Genomic DNA, 19,787 nt, shown 5'->3' on the forward strand with positions numbered 1-19,787 from the left:
CAAGATGGACTTCATGCACGATATGTCGGTTCTTAAGTTCAACTTATATTGAAGAAAGGGGAATTTTCCATGGACAGAACGGTTACGACGGCTCGCGGCGCTACGGGCACCTCCTATGCGGCGATTGCGGTGCGCGCCAGCATTGTATTCATTTTATTATGCGGAATCATCTATCCGCTCGTCTGCACGGGCTTGGCCCAAATGCTCATGCCGCGCAACGCGAACGGCAGCATCATCAAGGACGCATCCGGTCAAGCGGTCGGCTCCGAGCTGATCGGCCAGAAGTTCGACGATCCGAAGTTTTTCCAAGGCCGGGTGTCGAGCATCGATTACAACGCGGCGGGATCCGGCTCCAACAACTACGCGCCGTCGAATCCCGACATGCTGAAGCGCACGAACGATTCGATCGAAGCTTGGAAGAAGGACAATCCGGACGTGCCGATCTCGCAACTTCCGATCGACCTCGTGACGAACTCGGGCTCGGGTCTCGATCCGCATATTTCGCCGGAATCGGCCGAAGTGCAAATTCCGAGAATCGGCAAGCTGACCGGCGTGTCCGAAGAGAGGCTTCGGGAACTCGTCGATAAGCATACCGAAGGCCGGGATCTTGGCTTATTCGGGGAACCGCGCGTGAACGTGCTGCAGCTGAACCTCGATTTGCAAACTTTGTTGAAATGAGAGCGCGTCCCGCCTGCCTTCCCGGTAGGCTGGATATCTCGCGTAAGTGGGAGGGAGGCCGGGAATGGACGGTTTTCGTCGAAAGACGCCCGAAGAGCTTTTATATTCGATCGTCAAAATTCGGAACGGCCGGCTGAAGGTGTACATCGGGGCGGTCACGGGCTCGGGGAAAACGTATCACATGCTGCGGGAAGGCCAGGCTTTGAAGCGGCAAGGCATCGACGTCGTGGCGTGCGCGGTATCGACGATGCGCAGGCCGGAGACGGTAGAGCAACTGGAAGGGCTGGAGCGTATCCCGAGCCTTCATTGGACGAACGGGGAGGCGGAGAAGAAGGATCTGAACCTCGAGGCGCTGCTGGAGCGCAATCCCGAGGTCGTGCTGGTCGACGGGCTCGCGCACCGCAATCGTCCGGGCGCGAGGTTCCCTACCCGGCTAGAGGACATTCAATACCTGCTCGGCCGGGGAATCAGCGTCATCGCGACGGTAAACGTCTACGAGCTTGAAGGCGTGAAGGAGCTTGCCCTCAGGCTGACCGGCATCGAGGCGGAGGCCACGATCCCGGCCCATACGCTGGAGCTGGCGGACGAAGTTCGCCTGATCGACGTCAGCCCGGAGACGATTCTGAAGCGGCTGAACGAAGGCCACTTGCCGAATTTGAATTTGAAAGATCCGACGCTGCTCAAGCGGGGTAACATCGGCAAGCTACGGGAGCTCGCCTTGCGGCTCATGGCCGAGGACGTGAACGATTCGCTGGAGCGTTACCGGGAGATGATGGGTCTCATCGGGCCGTCGGGGGCCGCGGAACGGATTCTCGTCTCCGCGCAATACCATTGGAACGGCTCGATCCACATTCGCCGCGGCCAGCAGATCGCCAAGCGTCTAGGGGGAGATCTTCGGATCGTCACGTTCGCGAAGCCGAATCCGGGCAAGCTGCCGTCCAAGGAAACGGCCGCCTTTAAGAGATCCATCGAGAAGCTGGCCGAGAAGATCGGCGCCGAATTCGAAGAGCTGCCGCTGCGCCGCCGCCGGCTGCCTGGAGAACTCGTGCGCTACGCCGTGCGGCATAACGTGACTCGCATCGTGCTTGGACATTCCAAGATGAGCTTCTGGCAAGATTTCTGGAAGGGCTCGATCGCAGGCGGCATCCTGAAGAAGGCGAAGAACGTCGACGTGTTCTTCATGGCGGACCGCGCGGATTACGACGGAGAGCGCGTGCTGCCGACGAAATCCGCTTCCGCCCGAACGCGCGCGGCGAATGAAGACTATCGACGGCTGAGCGAGGAAGAAATCGAGAAGAAGATCGAACGGATCCGCCGGGGCAAGTTCAAGGTGTATATCGGCGCCGCTCCGGGCGTCGGGAAGACGTATATGATGCTGCGGGAAGGCAACGATATACGGCGCAAGAACATCGACGTTTCCATTGGACTGCTAGAGACGCACGGGCGCGCGGAGACGCTTGCGCAGGTAGAAGAACTGGAGACGCTCCCTCGCGCGAAGCATGTCTATAAAGGAGCTGCACTAGAAGAGATGGACGTGCCGGCGATTATCGCGAGAAATCCCGAAGTCGTTCTGATCGACGAGTTGGCCCATACGAACGTCCCGGGCAGCAAGAACAAGAAAAGGTACGAGGACGTGCTCGAAGTGCTCGAAGCCGGCATCTCCGTCATCTCGACGATGAACGTCCAACATCTGGAGAGCCTGAACGACGCCGTGGAGCAGATCACGGGCGTGCGCGTCAGGGAGACGGTACCGGATAGCATTCTGCGGCTGGCGGACGAGGTCGAGCTGATCGACGTCGCCCCCAAGGCGCTGCAGCAAAGAATGCGCGAAGGCAAAGTGTACGCGATGGAGAAGGTCGCGCAGGCGCTGGGCAACTTTTTCTCCATGGGCAATCTGATCGCGCTTCGGGAGCTGGCGCTCAGGGAGATCGCGGACGATGTCGACGAACGGCTCGAGGCATGGGATCGGACCGGTTCGCTGCGCGGGCCATGGCGAAGGCGGGAAAGCATCTTCGTCTGCGTGACGACGAGCCGCAACGCGGACCGGCTCATTCGCAGAGGCTTCCGGATCGCGCATCGGTTGAAGGCGGAATGGCATGCGATGTACGTTCACTGCGGCGGCAAGCTGAGCGAAGAGGAACGGAAACGAATCGAAGCGATGCGCGACCTGACGGAACGGCTCGGCGGTAAATTCGAGGTCGGGCATGCTCCTTCGCGAAGTAAGCTGGCGGAAGCGATATTGGAGAAGGCCGGGCAATGCCGCAGTACTCAGATGATCGTCGGACAATCGGCCCGAGGCTTCTGGGCGTCGTTGTTCCGCGCGTCCGTCGTGGGCGCGATTCTTCGACGCGGACGCCGCATGGACGTCCTTGTCGTGGCCGATTACGATCCGCGGATCCGGATGGACGGCGACTGACGGGTTTCCTTGAGGAGGAAAATGGGAGTACAATAAGAGGGCGAGTACGCGATCGGACCTACTACTGCTCCCCCCTTCTTCGAGGAGCCACTTCGCCGGAGGAACGCCCATGAAGCTCGTCTTCCATTATTTGAACAAATACCGAGCAGCCGCCTGGATGGCGGTTTTTCTCATGCTTGTCGAGCTCGCGGTGGAGCTCGCGCAGCCGCTGCTGATATCCCGGATCATCGACGACGGCATCGTTCCCGGAGATCGGTCCGTCGTCCTGCTCTGGAGCGGCATTCTCGTCGGCGGCTCGGTAATCGCTTTCGGCGCCGGCGTGCTTAGCTCCTTCTACGCGGCGCACGTGAGCCAGAGCGTCGGCTACGACCTGCGCGAGAGGCTGTACGGCAAAATCCAAGGGTTCGCTTACGCGGCGTTCAACCGGTTTCCGACGTCGTCGCTTATTACCCGGCTCACCAACGACGTCACGCAAGTGCAGGACACGACGTTCATGGGGCTGCGGTTCATGCTGCGCATGCCTCTTGTCGTCGTCGGAAGCATCGCCATGGCGCTCGTCGTCCATGCGCAGCTCGGTTTCCTGCTGCTCCTCGCCGTTCCGTTCCTCGTCTGGTTCATCGTCTGGATGGTGCGGAAGGCCGCGGCGCTGTTCGGCACCGTTCAGCAGAAGCTCGACGCGGTGAACGGCGTCATGCAGGAAAATCTAAGCGGCATGCGGCTCATTCGCGTATTCGTCCGCAGGACGACGGAGGGCGAACGATTCGCCCGCAGCAGCGGCGAGCTGATGCGGACGACGACGGCCGCCTTGCGGCTCACGGAGATGACGCAGCCCTTTATCGTGCTGATCATGAACGCGGGCATTATCGCGGTGCTCGCGTTCGGGCATCTCGAGATCGTCGCGGGGACGGCCACGACCGGCGTCGTCGTCGCGATCGTCAACTATTCGCTGCGAACGTCGGGCGCGCTGGCGACGTTATCCGGACTCGTCGCGGCTTTCTCGCGGGCGCGGGCTTCGGCGGACCGAATCGGCGATACGCTGGGCGCGGACGGGGATGCCGCGTCCGACCGCGCTTCGCGCTCGCCGGAAGGCATCCGGGAAGGCGCGGTGGCGTTCGAACGCGTCACGTTCCGTTATCCGGGAACGTCCTCTCCGGCGCTGGAAGACGTCACGTTCCGGACGAAGCCGGGAGAGACGGTCGCCATACTGGGCGCCACGGGCTCGGGCAAATCTTCGCTCGTGCAGCTGATCGTTCGTCTGTACGAGGAAACCGAGGGCGTCGTCCGCATCGACGGGAAGGCCGCCGGCGAGTGGAACGCGCATCAGCTTCACGAGTCGATCGGCTACGTGCCGCAGGAGGTCGTGCTGTTCACCGGAACGATTCGCGACAACATCGCTTGGGGGCTGGACGACGTGCCGATGGAGCGGATCGTGGAAGCGGCCAGGCAGGCGCAGATTCACGACGCGATCGCCGGGCTGCCGAACGGCTACGAGACGCTCCTCGGGCAGCGGGGCATCAACTTGTCCGGCGGACAGAAGCAGCGCGTGTCCATCGCCAGGGCGTTGGTCCGGCGTCCCGCGATTCTGCTTCTGGACGACAGCACGAGCGCGCTCGACGTCAAGACGGAGGCGGCGCTGCTCGCGGAGATCGGGAAGACGGCGTGCACGACGTTCCTCGTGACGCAGAAGATCAGCTCGACGATGAACGCCGATCTCATTCTGCTGCTGGACGACGGACGGTTGATCGGGCAGGGCGATCATGGGCATCTGATGGAGACGAGCCCGTTGTACCGCCGTATTTACGCATCCCAGTACGGGAAGGAGGATTCTCATGTGGGAAGCGCTACGTGAACCTTTCCGATACCGGAAACCGAAAATGGAGCTGCCGAAGGGCGGCGGGGCGATCGGGCTCGGCGTCCAGCCCGGAGGCAAGGCGAAGAAGGCGCAGAAGGCGAAGGATTGGCGGGCGACGCTGAGGCGCGTCTGGCAATATCTCGCAAGACGGAAAGGCCGGCTCGGCCTCGTTCTGTTCATGGTGCTGCTGAGCTCGGGACTTGCCCTGCTCGGGCCGTACATGATCGGACGGGCGATCGACCGGTATTTGGGCGGTTCGGGAGGCGCGGATTGGACGTTGTTCTTGACTGGACTCGCCGCCGTCTACGTTCTCGGCTCCGTCGCCGGCTGGCTGCAGAACGTCTGGATGATCGGCATCGCGCAGGAGACGGTGTACCGGATGCGGATGGACTTGTTCGCCCAGTTGCACCGGCTTCCGATTCCGTTCTACGTCAAGCGCCAGCGCGGGGAATTGATGAGCCGCATGACGAACGACATGGACAACGTCAGCTCCACGTTGAACAGCTCCGCGATCCAGCTGTTCTCCAGCGCGCTCATGCTGACCGGCACCGTCGTCGTCATGCTGTTGCTCAGCCCGCTGCTCACGCTGCTGACGTTCCTCGTCGTGCCGCTCATGATGATCGGCATGCGCTGGATTACGCGCCGAACGGGCGTCCTGTTCAAGGAACGGCAACGCAATCTGGGCGACATCAACGGCTATATCGAAGAGACGCTTTCAGGGCAACGGCTCGTCAAAGCGTTCTCCCAGGAAGAGCGCGTCATCCGGGAATTCGGCGAGCGTAACGGCCGCATCCGGCATTCCGGCTTCTGGGCGCAGAGCATCTCGGGCTTCATTCCCAAAGTCATGAACAGCTTGAACAACCTCAGCTTCGCGATCATCGCGGGGGCGGGAGGGCTGCTCGCGATCGGAGGCCACGTCACGGTCGGCGTCATCGTCGTGTTCGTCGAATACGCGAGGCAATTCACGCGGCCGCTGAACGACTTGGCCAACCAGTGGAACACGCTGCTGTCCGCGATCGCGGGCGCGGAGCGGGTATTCGAGATAATGGACGAAGACCCGGAGACGAAGGACGAAGAAGGCGCGAAGGACCTCGGGACGGCGAAGGGCGCCGTCGCGTTCAGCGGCGTGTCGTTCTCGTACAACGCGGGAGAGCAGACGCTGAGGGATATCAGCTTCTCGGCGCGCCCCGGGGAGACGATCGCGATCATCGGGCCGACGGGGGCGGGCAAGACGTCGTTGATCCAGCTTCTGTCGCGGTTTTACGAGCCGGATTCGGGACGCATTACGGTCGACGGGCAGGATATCTCCGAGGTACGCAGGGAAAGCTTGCGGTCGCAGATGGCGTTCGTGCTCCAGGATTCGTTCCTGTTCGAAGGGACGATCCGGGAGAACATCCGCTACGGCAAGCTGGACGCGACGGACGAGCAGGTGGAGGCGGCGGCGAAGCTGGCCAACGCCCATTCGTTTATCGTTCGCCTGCCGGGCGGGTACGATAAAGTGCTGCAGGGAGACGGCGGCGGCATCAGCCAAGGGCAGAAGCAATTGCTCGCGATCGCGCGGGCGATTCTCGCCGATCCGGCGATTCTCGTCTTGGACGAGGCGACGAGCAGCATCGACACGGTGACGGAAATCAAGATTCAGGAAGGGCTGCAGCGGTTGATGGAAGGACGCACGAGCTTCGTCATCGCGCACCGGCTGAACACGATCCGCAGGGCGGACCGGATCCTCGTGCTGAAGGACGGCAGGCTGGCCGAGAGCGGCTCCCACGAAGAGCTGCTGGAGAAGCGAGGCTTGTACAGCGACTTGTACCACGGCTATGCGCAGTTGCACTGACGGAAGAAGCAGCGGGGAATGAGAGCCGGGAGTGCTCGGAGTGCCCGGAGTTCCGGGATTCGAGAGCGTCCGTCGGAGCGGCCGGGATTCGGGAATCGGAGAGTACAAAGGAAGGAGGGAAATCGAGAATGGAGCAAGCGCGCACAGCCGAGGAAGCGGCGAAGTGGATGTTTGATAGAATGCGGGACGCGGGCGTGCTATACCAGGAGGAAGCGGTCGCGCATATTCGCGAGCACTACGGCGAGCGGTTCGTCTTCGTTAACGAGAACGGGCACGCGTCGATCGACAAGGAAGTGAAGAAAGCGTTCAAGAAGCTCCACGGCGGCAAGGCCGCATGGGATAGGGACGCCTTCTACTGGGGCTGGACGTCCGCCATTAAGGGGTAGCGCGGAGAGCCGTATCATAAGTAACGGCAAGTATTTCAATCATGAAACAAATCCATTTCCATTCCATCTGGACATGAAGTTTAACTATTACAAAGAGGGTGATCGGATGATAGTAAAAGAATGCACGTTAGCTGAGATTCAGCATCTCGTTAAGGAATATCTGCAAGGCTTGTCTTCGCCTTTCGATTCCTTTTTAGAGGAACATATTCTTTCATCGACCTATTATTTGATTCAAGACGATTCGAATGATGTCGGTTATTTGGCCATACATAACAAAGAACGGCTTACCCAGTTTTATATCCGCCGCTCTTATCAAATGCACGCACAAAAATTATTTCTTCAAGCGCTTGAACGTCATTCGATCAAATTTCTTTTCGTTCCGACCTGCGACGAATTATTAATTAGCTTGGCAGTAGATCAAGATTTTGCAATAAACAAACAAGCTTACTTTTTTCAGGATAGTCTAGTAAGCGTTTCAGCCGGATTGGGAGATGGCGAAGTATTTCGTCTTGCAACGCAAGGCGATCTTCAACAGATACAACAGGTATGCGGGGATTTTCTCGACCAGTATGATCAGTGGATTGCAAGAGGGGAGTTATTTGTCTATTACAGAAACGCTGATTTGCTTGGAATTGGACTGATCGGAATGTCCAAAATGTTCGATAGACTAGCCAGTATAGGAATGTTTACCAATGATACCTACAGGAAACAAGGGGTAGGGAAAGTAATTATCATTCAATTACGAAACTGGTGCAACCAGAACGGCATCATACCTGTAAGCGGTTGCTGGTATTATAACGAAGCCTCCAAGCGAACGTTGGAAAGCGGAGGCATGGTGACGAGAACAAGGCTCTTAAATATGGAAGTAACAAAGAAATAAAACTTGCCGTATCAGCTAGCGCGGAGAGCCGTATCATAAGTAACGGCAAGTTTTAGTATCGTGGGTTTCAAGAAAAAATAAAGTAGGAGTAACGATATGAAATGTGAATTATCGAATGCCTCCATTCATTACGAAATGTATGGCGAAGGAAGACCGATCATCTTTTTGCATGCTTTAAGTTTAGATTTCCAATCCATGAAAAATGTATTTGAACCACTATTCACTAGCCGATTAGGTTGGAAGCGCATATATGTGGATCTTCCTGGAATGGGAGAATCAAAAGCAGAAAATTGGATGAAGAGTTCTGACGATATCCTCGCTGTCATCCTCAAATTTATCGACTCTATTCTTTGCTCATATCTCCAATGATTAAGGCAAAAACTGTCGATCGCGTACTGCCTTCGCATGTCGTTATCGAAAAAGATGATCGTTTATTAGCTCGCTTACAAAATGAAGAGCCTACAGGTTTTGAAAAATTCACAGTCGTTCAAACTGAAAAGGTATGGGTAAAATTCCAGAAGGATATTTTAACAGGAGCTCAAAAGGCTGATCGGACATTTTTGTCTTCCGAGTTCCGGACCAAAGGATACGCATATTCTTTTGAGTCCATGCTTTCTGGAAAAACATTCGATAAACCTTCATTGATCTTGCTTGGTCATCAAGATGCCATTAGCGGATATAAGGATGCTATGCAGTTGATAGAAAGCTATCCTAGGTGCACGTTATCAATACTTGACAGAGCTGGGCACTTTCCGCAGTTAGAGCAAGAAAAGCTAGTTCATGCTTTATCGGAAGAATGGCTGCAGCGCTTGGAGAAAGAAGTATAGCGTGAAAACTTGCCGTTTCAAACAGCGCGGTGAACCGTATCACAAGTAACGGAAAGTTTTTTGGTTAATTCTTTTATAAAGGCAGTTTGGTACTATAGGTTTACCTGAGTCACTTCCCGATTGAATTCGTATAAACCATATTAAACGTGGAACGGTCAGAGTTATATTAAAACGTGGAGCTCGTTGAAGCACGACACTTGAGGGGATGCTACCGTTTCCAACTGAATGTTCATCGCTGTTCTAAGATGTTCTCGATCTTTTGAAAAAGGTGTTTGGCCAGATTAGAATAATCAAAGCCCTGGTGTGACGATGTGTCAAGTAAAGTTACAGCCCACATGGCATTCCACAAAGAAACCACATAATCCATATCGTGAAGTGCTCGCAAAAGTTCAGGAGACGTATAGCCGAAGTAGGCATGTAAGAGCTCCAACTGCTTTTCATGTTCCATAGATTGGCTGATGCAAGCAAGATCGTACATGATATCGCCCATCCCTGCGAACTCCCAATCCAATAGCCGAAGCGATCCGTCATCCATGAAATTATTGGCAAAAGGATCATTGTGGCAGAGTCCCCGGAAGTTGTCCGAAACTGCTGCCCGCAAGGCTTGTATTTGGTGAAGCCGTTCCATCATTTTGTCCAGGGATTCGGGCAACCACTGGCCGCGATTTTTCGCTTTTTGAATCCATCTTTCAATGTCCTTATAGGGTGAAAATTCGAAATCAATCTCAGAAACGGCGTGCACCTTCTTAAGCAAAGCACTTATACGGTCAATATTCAGGGCCAGGTCGCCCGACGCCCATGTACGCCCTTCGATGAAACGAGTAATCATGTATCCATGTTCGGTGTCAAAATACAAAAGTTCAGGTGCAATCCCTAAAACGCTCACGGCCTCCAACGCAGCTAATTCTGCTTGTCGGTTAATCCCCAGAGATCCGGTATGAACACCGTTCACACGGACAACTATTTTCTCCAAACCTTTTGATACGACATAGTTCCGGTTCGTCAATCCGCTCTCTTGAAATTTCATCTCCAATTGTTCCGGCTTCCATCCTAACTTATTTGCCGCTAATTCGAGCACCAACTCCACGGGTCTTCCTCCCAACGTATGATATCGGTATTTTTTTTCATGCTTATTGTACCAATCATGAAGCGTTGCAAGGATAGACAATATTGACATAGAATTATATAAAATTAACAAAAAGGCGGGACGTGAGACGCCAGTGGATAAGCATGAGAAGATTATACCCCTGAATATAACAAGCTTTTTAGAATACCTCGGAATTGGATAATTTAGTTCCATTCGGGATTCTATCAATCTTGTCCAAATCTGTCTATTATTAAAATCGGCGAAAGCGGGCTACATTTTTTTGGCGATGAGCACCGGAGTGGACGTCTTGATCCGGTCGTATAGCCAGCGGACGTCCTTGTTGTGCATCCGGATGCAGCCCGCGGAGACGTATTTGCCGATCGACTTCTCGTTGTTGTTGCCATGGATGCCGTAGGCGTAGGACGTCTTGCCGCCGACGTTCACCTCGAGGCCGAGCCAACGGTCGCCGAGCGGATTCCGCGGATCGCCGCCTTTGATCTTCTCTTTGTAGTAGGGGCGGTTTTTGATTTTCTCGTGAACGGTGAACAAGCCTTCCGGCGTATAGGAGGGCCTCTTTCCCGTGGCGACGGGGAACGACTTGACGAGCCTGCCTTCTTCGTAGTAATAGAGCTTGTTGGTCGACTTGACGATCATGATAAATTGCTCGTACTTCGCGTATTTCTGCGCCAGATGTACGGCGGACGTTGCCGCTTCCGTGCGCGCGGCGGCGATAGCCGGCATAAGGAGCAGCAACGCGAGCAGAACGATGCCGACGCGGTGCCATAGCGGAGCTTTCATCCGTCGCGCCTCCCCCCCTAGAGTACTGACAATTATATATGCGCGGGATCGGGGGAATATGGCGGCGAGGAAGTCAGAAGTATACGGATGTATACTATTCGTTCGATGCAGGATTGTATACGATTGGGAACGCTTGGTGCTTTGATTGCAGTTTCCACCGGAATCGCTATGGTTGCTATATCCGACTGGCGGTTCCTTGATTTTTGGATTATCGGCTCATTAATCCTTTACATCGTCATACAAGCGTTGATCATCATTCTCACCGGAGCACTTGTCAAGAAGTTGGAAACCCATGCAATAACTTAGGAGCTACAGCAGCATGTACGAGAAACAGACCGGGACCCTCATGAGAGAAGGGCTCCCGGCCTGTTTTCTTTTTAAAAATTCTAACCTTGACTGTTGCACTGACGGTGAATAATATCCCTGTTACAATGAGTGTATTCATTCAGGGAGGAGGTTTGATCATGACGCGTTTTTACTTTGTAGGCCGCCGCAACGAAACGCAGTGGTTCGAGGATCATCTCTCCTCCACGCAAAATAAAGAAAAACTGATTAACATCTACGGTACAGGCGGCATAGGAAAAAGCACCTTGCTGGATGAATATAGATTCATGGCGAAAAAACGGGGGATCCCTTTCATTCAGCTTGAAAGCAAGGAGTTTCCTCATACTCAGGCAGGGTTGATGAGACAGCTGTTAAACAGCCTGCAACCCTCACAAGACTTTTCCGATTCCACCCATCCGACCCTTTCAACCTGCATAGATGAACTGAATCGATTTGCCGAGCCTTCCGGTCTGTACATCGCATTCGATACGTACGAAGAATGGCACAAGCTGGACCGGTTTATCCGCGAATCCTTGATCCCTGAGTTGAATGATCGAATTCATCTGATCTTTTCCGGGCGTCATCCGCTTTCGGGAGATTGGGTTCTCCGCCCTTCATGGAAGACAACCATCAAGAGAATTCAACTCGATCCTTTCGAATACGAAACCTGCGAGGAATATGCCGCCCAATTCGAGCTCCCCGAACAATCGACGATTCGTAAGATGTATTCGTTGTCCAAAGGTCATCCGCTCACCTTGTCATTACTCGTCGGCTTCTCCGGAGAGGGATTGTTGGAAGATTCCGATCCCTATTTGCCCGAAGAAGCGATAGAACTCTTAACCGCTCGCTGGCTCAAAGAAGTGCCCGATGAAGGGCTGATCCGATTGGTGGAAGCATCGTCGCTTAACCGGGTTATCACTCAGGATCTTCTCGAGTTTGTTATCGGGGAACCTGTAACCTCGGAGCTATTTAACCGATTCACTCAGCTTTCATTTATTCGCAGAAACGCCCGGGGATGGTATATCCATGATGTCCTGCGAAAAGCGGTGTACGAAGATTTCCATAAACGCAAGCCGCAAACGCACCAACAATGGCGGGAACGCTGCATCATCTATCTCTACCGGCAGCTTCCGCAGATTTCTCGAGAGCATGGGCTTCATCGAACACCCGGAGATACCCATTCATTACGATTTCGGAGAACGGTTCCCGGCTCCTACTTTCGTCTTGGACTTAACGGGCCAGAAGCTGAAATCCTATATGAAGCGCATGATGGAAAAAATGGGGATCCCCGTACCCGCTACGATATCGCAATGGGAACAGCTGCAGCGGCTTACCCCGCGCGAGCAGGAAATCGCCTCATTGATGCTTGCGGGCAGGACCATCAAAGAAATTGGACAGAGCAGTTTTATTTCGGAAATCGCCGTAAAAAAACACTTAGGGCATGTCTATCAAAAGCTTGGCGTAAAAAACAAAGTCGAGCTAATGGCAAAGTGGTTGGAAGGTCCGCGCCCGGAGTAGCTTGCAAAATGTAAATGTATACCTTTGTATAATTTCTTATCCCGCCCCCATCGCTTATAGTTACAGACATCAAGCGAAATGGAGGTTATACGATGAAAAAGATTGCTGTATGTCTAATGTTGGTTGCCGCCCTGCTTATTTCCGGTTTTTACGGATCCGCGGACCATGCCTTTGCCAGAAAAGTCAATGAGTACGAAGGGCAGCATTGATGAGAATCTAATCGAGGGCTATCCCCGCTGCCGTTAAGCTGCAGCATGGATAGCCCTTTTTCATTTTGTAGAATATCCCCTAACTCCTGCTTAAATTATAGAATTCCCATAACATCTCATGTTCCCGGTACTATTTGGTGTATGATAGGTACTAGCATAGTCATATTAAGAATAAAAGGAGGAACGTATTTGCATGCGATGGATGCGCTGCTCAAATGGATCGATAAGTCGGCTATAATGCATTTAGGTACTTCCAGTCCGGGAGGCATTCCCCTGTCAAATAGAGTTGTGGGGGGGTATGCAGATAGAACAGATCAACAATTAACCGTCTTTATTCCGACTAAAAGTTCCGAACGGGTGCTGCTGAATTTGGAGCAGAATAAGAAAGTGGCTGTTCTGCTAATCGATCCCGAGGCTTATCACTCCTTGCTAGTCAAAGGACTCTACTTGGGAATGACGGATTGCTCGGAAGAGGACTACCGGATTCAGGATTTGTACTTTCTGAGAATGAGAAGACATTCCTTCCCCGAGAAATATTATCAAATCAACCGTAAGCCGGCTCTCTCGTTGCGGATCCAGATCACGGAAGCTTTCGATCAAACCCCGGGACCGGATGCCGGCAAGCGGATCGTTCTTACAACGGAGGCTCAATAAGAATATGATCCCCGAGCGAATCAAACCGGCTTTGCAAGGAGTATTTCCGGCCCATATCGTCACTTGTTCGATGGAGGGCATGCCGAATATCGCTTCGTTATCCCAAGTATGGTATGTCGACGAGACCCATATTGCGCTGTCCCATCAATTTTTTAATAAAACAAGCAAGAATCTTCGAGAGAACCCTTTGGCATTCGTAAAAGTGCTTGACCCCGACTCCTTTATGTATTGGGATCTGGAGGTCGTCTACTTGCGTACGGAAACGGAAGGCAGCATTTTTCAGGAGATGACTGTCAAGCTGGAAGCGATCGCCACCTTAATGGGATTCGAGGGAGTTTTTCATCTGAAGGGCGCGGATATATACAGAGTTGTTAGCGTTAACGAATGCATGGAAGATTGGGAGTAGTCGATTAAAATGATGGATCGGAAAAGAGCCAAGGCGTTTACTTGTTTGCACGACCTGGTGGCGGAAATTCAACAGTACGATTTTCAGCCGGTCGAATTGCTGCGTTATGTGCTCCGTTTTCTTGAAGAAGCAATGGGATATCAACATTCCCTTATCCTGTCGTTGCGCCCCGATAACGGCAAGCTGCATTCGGTTTCGGGACGCGGGTTTCGCGCCGACGAGAAGCTGCATGATTTCCCCGTAGGCCAAGGGGTCATCGGCATGGCAGTGAAGCTTGGCAGGGCGATAAGAATAAACAACATCGGCTCCATCATTCGTTACTCTCAGACGATCAGGACTCGAATGGAAGAGCAGCGTCCCGAGGGTTCCGACTCAACCCTTCGATCTTCTCCGTCCATGAACAGTCAAATGGTTGTCCCTATAAAAAGAAAGGGACGTACGATCGGAACGTTATCCGTGGAGAGCGAGCGACCCAACGCCTTCGACGACGCGGATGAAGAGCTGTTGACTGTGGTAACGATGCTCGTGATCGAGGCGTTACATGAACTTCAAATCGCGTATACCAGCGTGGAAATGGAACCTAAGGAACCCGATCCATTACCGGAACCGGCAATCCTGTCCGCACGGGAAATGGAAGTAGCGCTGCTTGCGGCCGAAGGAATCAGCAATGCGGAAATCGCGGCCCGTCTTGTCGTCAGTCAACGCACGGTCTCGACTCATCTGGAACGGGTCTACCGGAAGCTGGATGTTCACTCCCGGAGCGCGTTGACTCATTATATCGTCTCCCATTACGGATTTCGTCCGACTGAATAAGAGATTGTCTCGCAGCGATGCGGCGGGGCAGTCTCTTTTTTTACGTTCAAATTACGTCGTTCAACCGACAAACATTACGTATTTGACCCGACTGTCGACCGCGTTAACCTCCTATATAATCATTCTTATCAGCTGATAACAATTAAGAACTGAAAGGAAGTTAGCGCATGGAATGGCTTGTTCTTGTTCATGTCTTGGCCGCAATTGTTGGGGTAGGTCCGGTATTTTTTTACTTGGTATTGTTCAGGAAGAACCAAACGGCAAACGAATTAAGTTATTCGGTTCGACTTTCCGCCAAGCTCGATTTTTTTCCTAAAATCGGTGGGACGCTTGCCGTCCTCAGCGGCATTGCCCTGGTCGTTCTCGGTTCTTACGGTTCGTTCATGCAACTGTGGCTGTTCGGATCGCTTCTGCTGTATGTCCTGATCCAGATCGTCGTCATCGGCTTGATTGCGCCCAGAGTCAAGGAGCTTCATGCCTTGTTATCAGGTACTGAGGGAGAGGCTGCCATCCAGAACAGCCTTCATACAGCAATTCGCCAGTGGTTTGTCGTGGCCTGCGTGCTCGGATTTGTCCTCTTTATGATGATGATCGCAAAGCCTGATATTTAACAAATAAGGAAAAGGAGATGAATTTTGATGAAAATATTGATTAAGGGTGCCGTCGTCTTAACTATGGATGAGAAGCTGGGAAATTTCCAGAATGCGGATATCCTCATTCAGGATTCGAAAATTATAGAGATCGGTCCCGACTTGGAAATAGAGGGCTGCGAAACTATCTATTCCCAGGGCATGATTGCGATTCCCGGCCTGATCGACACGCACCGGCATGTCTGGCAATCCCCCTTGCAAGGCATCGCGGCTGACTGGACGCTCATGGAGTATCTTCAGAATATGGGGCGGTATGGTTCGGTTTATCGTCCCGAGGACGTTTACGTCGGGAATTTATTCGGCGCCGTCCAATCGATAAATGCGGGAATAACGACGGTATTGGATTGGTGTCATATTCTGAATACGCCGGAGCATGCCGACGCGGCGGTAAACGGGCTGCGGGATTCGGGATCGCGGGCTGTATTCGGCCATGGCAATCCCGGCAACGGATTCATGGAATGGTTTTACGAAAGCCGTCTCTCCCATCCGGATGACGTTCGTCGCGTGAGACAAACTTATTTTTCTTCGGATGATCAACTCGTTACCATGGCCATGGCTATCAGAGGCCCGGAGTATTCCACCTTCGATGTAACGAAGCAAGACATTTACCTCGCGAGAGAGCTTGGGCTAAGAGCGAGTATGCACGTGGGGGGAGGAACGTTCGGTCCCCATTACCAGCCGATCAAGCTGCTGGACGAGGCGAACCTGCTCGGAGACGATCTCAACTTTGCCCACGGCTGCACACTGACGGAGGAGGATTTCAAGAGGATTGCGGCCACCGGGGGCTCCTTGTCCGTCACCCCGGAAGTCGAAATGCAGATGGGTCTTGGAAATCCCGCTACGGGACGCGCTATAAGCTGCGGATTGCGCCCCGGTCTGGGGGTGGACGTCGTGACGGCGGCAAGCCCGGAATTGTTCACGCAGATGAAGATTGCGCTTCAAGCGGATAGGGCGCGTTCCAACCAGCTGCTGATCGAAGAGGGTAAAATGCCGGAGCGGGTTCCCATGACGACACGGGATATCCTGAAGCTCTCCACGATCGATGGAGCGCGGACTCTCGGGTTGGATCATAAGGTCGGTTCTTTATCGCCAGGCAAGGACGCCGATCTGGTTCTGCTTCGGTTCCCCGAAACCCGGCCCTGTCCGCTCGGTTACGCGGCCGCCAAAGTGGTGCTCGAAGCCGGGATCGACAATGTGGACACCGTTGTCGTCGCGGGAAAAATCGTAAAACGAAATGGGAAATTGTCCGGACATTCATTCGAGAAGTTGCGCATGAAAGCCGAGGAAATACGGGAGCGTTTGATTTTCTCCGTAGAGAGCGTGTAAACCCGAATCTATGATTTTGAAATAAAAGGAGCGAATTTCATATGAAAAAGATGCTTGCAATGGCAGTTGGCATGTTTATTTTGTTGAGCGGCAGCGTATCGGCGCATGGAACGACAGTCCATCCGGAGAAGAACGCCGGCATTACGATTCGCGTCAACGGCGTTGAAGTGAAATCATCGGCGAACCATCAGTCGCCTAACGGTAAAGTATATGTTTCTGTGAAAGCATTCGCCGATTTGTTCGGCCAAACGTTTACCGTAAGCGAGGGACGCCGAACCGTCCAATTTAACGACAAAACGATTTCGGATATTCAGATGAAGCAAGGCGAACCGACGGCTTGGATCAGAGACTTGGCAAACGCCGTAAGCGCACAGAACGTAAGCTGGGATAAAGCGCACCAGGAAGTGTATGTGCTGGCATTGCCGGAAGGATCGGTCAAAATCTCCGAGGTTGTGCCTGCAATGGGCGAACATTGGGCGAATCCTCAAGCAGGCGAGCTTCCGGTCGGGCCGATCTATGGCGTGTACGACGGAAAGCTCGTGTTTCTGGAATATATGATTGCGCAAGACGATTTTGTAAAAGGAAAAAGCCTTATCAATCTCAGAGGTATGAAAGGCGTTCCGTCACCCGCTGTCGTCCAACTGGATGCAGAGTTCCAGCCTCAGGGACATCCGGGCTTTGAAGCTCCGCACTACGACATTCACGCGTATTTTATTACCGACGAAGAACAGCAGCAAATCAAATGATCGAAGGGCTATCCCCGTTGCTGCAGCAGGGATAGCCCTTTCCCCATAAGATTGACTACTAGAGGGATTATCTTTCAACTATTCTTCCAATGAGCGACAGTTTCGCTAACGAACGATTCGAAGGAACGCGGCTCCCGATTTAAGATTTCGCGTTGAAGCTCGAAATCGCGTTCAGTCGCTTGAAGCCCCTTGTCTTGAAAATACTGGTACATTATTTTAAAGTCTTTAGCCATCCATTCCGGCAGGACGGATCGCGATTGTTCAAACCACGCGTCCAAATCGTCTCCGCCATAGCGGATTTCCTCCCCTAAGATGCGGCTGTAGATGTCTGCGGTCGCATTTCCCGTCAATGGGTGCGGACCGACAATCGGATACTCTTTGCCCGCGTAACCATTCCGGAGGAGCGCATTAACGGCGGCATCCGCAATATCCCTTACATCTACGCGATTCAGTCCGATAGAACCGATCGGTTGCGGATAAATTCGATAATCAAGAATCGCATCCCGATACCAATAATCGTTCTGATAGAAATTATTGGGACGCAAAATGGTATACATGGCTCCGGACTGACGAATGGCCTCTTCAATCGGGATTTTGCTTTTGAAATGGGGAATATGTTTGGAGCCTTCCGGCATCGGCACCGATAAATATACGATTTTTTTTACGCCGGCTCTTTTGGCTGCCTCAACCGCTGCGAGACCTTGAGCGGTTTCCGTTTGAGAAAGGGCATTTAGCAAAAATACGGCATCCGCTTGATAAAAAGCCCCTGCCAGTGTATCAGGCGATTCCAAATCTCCCGGGCATGTTCCTACAGAGTCGGGCAAGCGGTTTGCAAGATCGGGATTCCGGGTCAGCACCCGAACCCTTGCTCCTTGCTTCGCCAAATTTGCAGCGACTAGACTCCCTACTGTACCCGTACCGCCTATCACAAGAATATTCATGTTTCTATCTCCTCACGTTTTTAGGATGCAGCTTCTAACGCTGACTTTAATTCCATCAAGCTATTCGAATCTAAACGGTTTTCCGCCAAACGAAGAACGGCCTCATAAGCTTCCCGCGGGGCAAAGCGTTTCATGCCGCTTAACATCGCGAAACGATCCGTATGTGTGATTGCGGGAATCATATAATGAAGGAATATCATCATGGCGTGAGGCGGGATGGAAGAGCGTATTTTGTCGGAATATTCATGGAGTTGTTCATCGGTCAGATTAGCCCACAACGCGTCCATTCCGGGCCCTTCTTCGTTCTGCAGGTGCATGAAATATTCGGCCGTGAAGCGGGTTAAGTCTCTACCCAGCTGATACCACAAACGGCGGCGTTCTTCCGATGAAATCTCCTGTTCGAGTTGATTGGCCATGGTAACGATGTTATCAAGCTTCAGATCCAACACTTGGTGTTCTTCTTCCAACCGCTTTGCCGTCTCCGGCGCATATTGCATGTATGGATCGTTCAGATGCAGATCTTCATCATGGGCATGAGCCTCCAAGATGATGACGACCCGTTTGAATTCTTCAAGAAACGACTTCAGCCCCTGTTCGTCGGATAGGATATCGATCGATCCCGTTTGAAAACAAAGGCCGCTTAACGCAGACCGGAGTCCCTTGTGAACGGGTCCGTAAAGATCATAACGGTTATACATGGACATACACTCCTTTGTCATTTGATTAGCTGCTGCTCTTCATCGGTAATGAAATAGGCATGGATATCATAGTGGGGAATTTCGAAGCCTTCATGCCCGTGTTCTTGGAACTCGATATCCGTTTGAATGACGGAAGGAGAAGGCAATCCTTTCATGCCGCCCAAATTAGGATGAGAGACTCCCTTGATAAAATCGTCCTGCGCGACCATATACTCGATAAACACCAGTTTCCCTTTGTACACGCCGTAGATCGGCCCGATCGGCATGTCTTGCAGGTTCGCCCAATGTTCACCCATCATGGGAACGACCGGTGTCAACTTGATGGTTCCTCCCGGCAGCGCCAGAACGTACGCTTCTTGTGTTTTCGCGTCCCAAGACACCTGCTGAGCGCCAACGGCTGCCGCCAGATCCCGGATCGGAGCAGTCGGCTCTCCCTTGTACATACGGATCTCTTTCAACGTTTTTCCGTTAAATACGGCGGTACGATTGTCTTTCGCCACCCTAACATCTTTCTCAAAAACCCGAGCGAAAGAATGGAGAGAGATAAATAATTTTCCGCTGGAGATATGATTGGCCCCGGAATCAACCGTCACGCCATTCACAAGAACGGATACGTGCTTGGTTTCATGGCCGGCATGGGCGGAAACCGTACCGACTGCTGCCAGAAATAGGCAAACGATAAACAACAACACCTTTTTCATTTTGTAAAACATCCTCCTACTATTTATTTGGTTTGTCAGTCTG

At 53.0% G+C, this 19,787-nt stretch carries 21 protein-coding genes; 16 read left to right on the plus strand and 5 right to left on the minus strand.

Features of this window, described 5'->3' with window-relative positions; translation table 11 throughout:
* The first annotated feature begins 69 nt into the window (after positions 1 to 69).
* From kdpC to ACFPPD_RS11260, 8 genes are all read left to right on the plus strand, one after another.
* Positions 70 to 678, plus strand: coding sequence for a potassium-transporting ATPase subunit KdpC (gene kdpC, locus ACFPPD_RS11225; protein WP_209749339.1), 609 nt, complete (start codon positions 70 to 72; stop codon positions 676 to 678).
* A gap of 64 nt (positions 679 to 742) precedes the next feature.
* Positions 743 to 3,094: a histidine kinase gene (locus ACFPPD_RS11230; RefSeq protein WP_209749340.1), complete on the plus strand. Its 2,352-nt coding sequence runs from the start codon at positions 743 to 745 to the stop codon at positions 3,092 to 3,094.
* A gap of 109 nt (positions 3,095 to 3,203) precedes the next feature.
* Positions 3,204 to 4,943, plus strand: coding sequence for an ABC transporter ATP-binding protein (locus tag ACFPPD_RS11235; RefSeq protein ID WP_209749341.1), 1,740 nt, complete (start codon positions 3,204 to 3,206; stop codon positions 4,941 to 4,943).
* Positions 4,924 to 6,780 carry an ABC transporter ATP-binding protein gene (locus tag ACFPPD_RS11240; protein WP_209749342.1) on the plus strand — a complete coding sequence of 619 codons (1,857 nt, stop codon included), beginning with the start codon at positions 4,924 to 4,926 and terminating at the stop codon, positions 6,778 to 6,780. The genes ACFPPD_RS11235 and ACFPPD_RS11240 overlap by 20 nt, the downstream gene beginning before the upstream one ends.
* Before the next feature lie 128 nt (positions 6,781 to 6,908).
* Positions 6,909 to 7,166: a DUF6953 family protein gene (locus tag ACFPPD_RS11245; RefSeq protein WP_209749343.1), complete on the plus strand. Its 258-nt coding sequence runs from the start codon at positions 6,909 to 6,911 to the stop codon at positions 7,164 to 7,166.
* A gap of 106 nt (positions 7,167 to 7,272) precedes the next feature.
* Complete coding sequence (locus ACFPPD_RS11250; protein WP_209749344.1) at positions 7,273 to 8,046, plus strand: GNAT family N-acetyltransferase; 774 nt, start codon at positions 7,273 to 7,275, stop codon at positions 8,044 to 8,046.
* Between the two features lie 96 nt (positions 8,047 to 8,142).
* Positions 8,143 to 8,415: an alpha/beta fold hydrolase gene (locus tag ACFPPD_RS11255; RefSeq protein WP_209749345.1), complete on the plus strand. Its 273-nt coding sequence runs from the start codon at positions 8,143 to 8,145 to the stop codon at positions 8,413 to 8,415.
* Positions 8,412 to 8,873 (plus strand): alpha/beta fold hydrolase, encoded by a 462-nt coding sequence (locus ACFPPD_RS11260; protein WP_209749346.1) that lies wholly within the window; start codon positions 8,412 to 8,414, stop codon positions 8,871 to 8,873. Before ACFPPD_RS11255 ends, ACFPPD_RS11260 begins: the two co-directional genes overlap by 4 nt.
* 229 nt (positions 8,874 to 9,102) lie before the next feature.
* Here ACFPPD_RS11260 and gntI read toward each other — a convergent pair whose 3' ends face one another.
* Positions 9,103 to 9,960 (minus strand): guanitoxin biosynthesis pre-guanitoxin N-oxide kinase GntI, encoded by an 858-nt coding sequence (gntI, locus tag ACFPPD_RS11265; protein ID WP_209749347.1) that lies wholly within the window; start codon positions 9,958 to 9,960, stop codon positions 9,103 to 9,105.
* Between the two features lie 270 nt (positions 9,961 to 10,230).
* On the minus strand, positions 10,231 to 10,758 hold the full coding sequence (locus ACFPPD_RS11270) for a L,D-transpeptidase (protein WP_378082234.1): 528 nt from the start codon (positions 10,756 to 10,758) through the stop codon (positions 10,231 to 10,233).
* A 105-nt stretch (positions 10,759 to 10,863) separates the two neighbouring features.
* Here ACFPPD_RS11270 and ACFPPD_RS11275 point away from each other — a divergent pair, with 105 nt between their 5' ends.
* The 8 genes from ACFPPD_RS11275 to ACFPPD_RS11310 all read left to right on the plus strand — a co-directional run bounded on the left by ACFPPD_RS11275 (position 10,864) and on the right by ACFPPD_RS11310 (position 17,404).
* Complete coding sequence (locus ACFPPD_RS11275; RefSeq protein WP_378082275.1) at positions 10,864 to 11,064, plus strand: DUF2269 family protein; 201 nt, start codon at positions 10,864 to 10,866, stop codon at positions 11,062 to 11,064.
* Between the two features lie 1,380 nt (positions 11,065 to 12,444).
* Positions 12,445 to 12,600, plus strand: a complete 156-nt coding sequence (locus tag ACFPPD_RS11280; protein WP_378082277.1) for a response regulator transcription factor — start codon at positions 12,445 to 12,447, stop codon at positions 12,598 to 12,600.
* A gap of 398 nt (positions 12,601 to 12,998) precedes the next feature.
* Positions 12,999 to 13,463: a pyridoxamine 5'-phosphate oxidase family protein gene (locus ACFPPD_RS11285; RefSeq protein WP_209749350.1), complete on the plus strand. Its 465-nt coding sequence runs from the start codon at positions 12,999 to 13,001 to the stop codon at positions 13,461 to 13,463.
* A 4-nt stretch (positions 13,464 to 13,467) separates the two neighbouring features.
* Positions 13,468 to 13,869 carry a pyridoxamine 5'-phosphate oxidase family protein gene (locus tag ACFPPD_RS11290; protein WP_209749351.1) on the plus strand — a complete coding sequence of 134 codons (402 nt, stop codon included), beginning with the start codon at positions 13,468 to 13,470 and terminating at the stop codon, positions 13,867 to 13,869.
* 9 nt (positions 13,870 to 13,878) lie between these two features.
* A complete protein-coding gene (locus tag ACFPPD_RS11295) occupies positions 13,879 to 14,682 on the plus strand; it encodes a LuxR C-terminal-related transcriptional regulator (protein WP_209749352.1) in 804 nt (267 codons plus the stop codon).
* A gap of 167 nt (positions 14,683 to 14,849) precedes the next feature.
* A complete protein-coding gene (locus tag ACFPPD_RS11300) occupies positions 14,850 to 15,293 on the plus strand; it encodes a DUF2269 family protein (protein ID WP_209749353.1) in 444 nt (147 codons plus the stop codon).
* A gap of 27 nt (positions 15,294 to 15,320) precedes the next feature.
* Entirely contained in the window at positions 15,321 to 16,658 is a 1,338-nt protein-coding gene (locus ACFPPD_RS11305; RefSeq protein WP_378082237.1) for an amidohydrolase family protein, read from the plus strand.
* A 41-nt stretch (positions 16,659 to 16,699) separates the two neighbouring features.
* Entirely contained in the window at positions 16,700 to 17,404 is a 705-nt protein-coding gene (locus tag ACFPPD_RS11310; protein ID WP_209749354.1) for a hypothetical protein, read from the plus strand.
* A 74-nt stretch (positions 17,405 to 17,478) separates the two neighbouring features.
* Here ACFPPD_RS11310 and ACFPPD_RS11315 read toward each other — a convergent pair whose 3' ends face one another.
* The 3 genes from ACFPPD_RS11315 to ACFPPD_RS11325 are packed head-to-tail and all read right to left on the minus strand — an operon-like array spanning position 17,479 to position 19,744.
* Complete coding sequence (locus ACFPPD_RS11315) at positions 17,479 to 18,345, minus strand: SDR family oxidoreductase (protein WP_209749355.1); 867 nt, start codon at positions 18,343 to 18,345, stop codon at positions 17,479 to 17,481.
* 20 nt (positions 18,346 to 18,365) lie between these two features.
* On the minus strand, positions 18,366 to 19,043 hold the full coding sequence (locus ACFPPD_RS11320; RefSeq protein ID WP_209749356.1) for a hemerythrin domain-containing protein: 678 nt from the start codon (positions 19,041 to 19,043) through the stop codon (positions 18,366 to 18,368).
* Between the two features lie 17 nt (positions 19,044 to 19,060).
* Positions 19,061 to 19,744, minus strand: coding sequence for a hypothetical protein (locus tag ACFPPD_RS11325; protein ID WP_209749357.1), 684 nt, complete (start codon positions 19,742 to 19,744; stop codon positions 19,061 to 19,063).
* Positions 19,745 to 19,787 lie beyond the last annotated feature (43 nt).

It is taken from the genome of Cohnella suwonensis (assembly GCF_042655365.1).
Lineage (GTDB): Bacteria > Bacillota > Bacilli > Paenibacillales > Paenibacillaceae > Cohnella > Cohnella suwonensis.

Coding starts and splice junctions, on each gene's coding strand:
- ACFPPD_RS11325 (WP_209749357.1), bottom strand. CDS start 19,744: ATGAAAAAGGTGTTGTTGTTTATCGTTTGCCTATTTCTGGCAGCAGTC.
- ACFPPD_RS11310 (WP_209749354.1), top strand. CDS start 16,700: ATGAAAAAGATGCTTGCAATGGCAGTTGGCATGTTTATTTTGTTGAGC.
- ACFPPD_RS11240 (WP_209749342.1), top strand. CDS start 4,924: ATGTGGGAAGCGCTACGTGAACCTTTCCGATACCGGAAACCGAAAATG.
- ACFPPD_RS11300 (WP_209749353.1), top strand. CDS start 14,850: ATGGAATGGCTTGTTCTTGTTCATGTCTTGGCCGCAATTGTTGGGGTA.
- ACFPPD_RS11275 (WP_378082275.1), top strand. CDS start 10,864: ATGCAGGATTGTATACGATTGGGAACGCTTGGTGCTTTGATTGCAGTT.
- ACFPPD_RS11290 (WP_209749351.1), top strand. CDS start 13,468: ATGATCCCCGAGCGAATCAAACCGGCTTTGCAAGGAGTATTTCCGGCC.
- ACFPPD_RS11230 (WP_209749340.1), top strand. CDS start 743: ATGGACGGTTTTCGTCGAAAGACGCCCGAAGAGCTTTTATATTCGATC.
- ACFPPD_RS11315 (WP_209749355.1), bottom strand. CDS start 18,345: ATGAATATTCTTGTGATAGGCGGTACGGGTACAGTAGGGAGTCTAGTC.
- ACFPPD_RS11295 (WP_209749352.1), top strand. CDS start 13,879: ATGATGGATCGGAAAAGAGCCAAGGCGTTTACTTGTTTGCACGACCTG.
- ACFPPD_RS11280 (WP_378082277.1), top strand. CDS start 12,445: ATGCTTGCGGGCAGGACCATCAAAGAAATTGGACAGAGCAGTTTTATT.
- ACFPPD_RS11235 (WP_209749341.1), top strand. CDS start 3,204: ATGAAGCTCGTCTTCCATTATTTGAACAAATACCGAGCAGCCGCCTGG.
- ACFPPD_RS11270 (WP_378082234.1), bottom strand. CDS start 10,758: ATGAAAGCTCCGCTATGGCACCGCGTCGGCATCGTTCTGCTCGCGTTG.
- ACFPPD_RS11245 (WP_209749343.1), top strand. CDS start 6,909: ATGGAGCAAGCGCGCACAGCCGAGGAAGCGGCGAAGTGGATGTTTGAT.
- ACFPPD_RS11255 (WP_209749345.1), top strand. CDS start 8,143: ATGAAATGTGAATTATCGAATGCCTCCATTCATTACGAAATGTATGGC.
- ACFPPD_RS11320 (WP_209749356.1), bottom strand. CDS start 19,043: ATGTATAACCGTTATGATCTTTACGGACCCGTTCACAAGGGACTCCGG.
- ACFPPD_RS11250 (WP_209749344.1), top strand. CDS start 7,273: ATGATAGTAAAAGAATGCACGTTAGCTGAGATTCAGCATCTCGTTAAG.
- ACFPPD_RS11305 (WP_378082237.1), top strand. CDS start 15,321: ATGAAAATATTGATTAAGGGTGCCGTCGTCTTAACTATGGATGAGAAG.
- kdpC (WP_209749339.1), top strand. CDS start 70: ATGGACAGAACGGTTACGACGGCTCGCGGCGCTACGGGCACCTCCTAT.
- ACFPPD_RS11260 (WP_209749346.1), top strand. CDS start 8,412: ATGATTAAGGCAAAAACTGTCGATCGCGTACTGCCTTCGCATGTCGTT.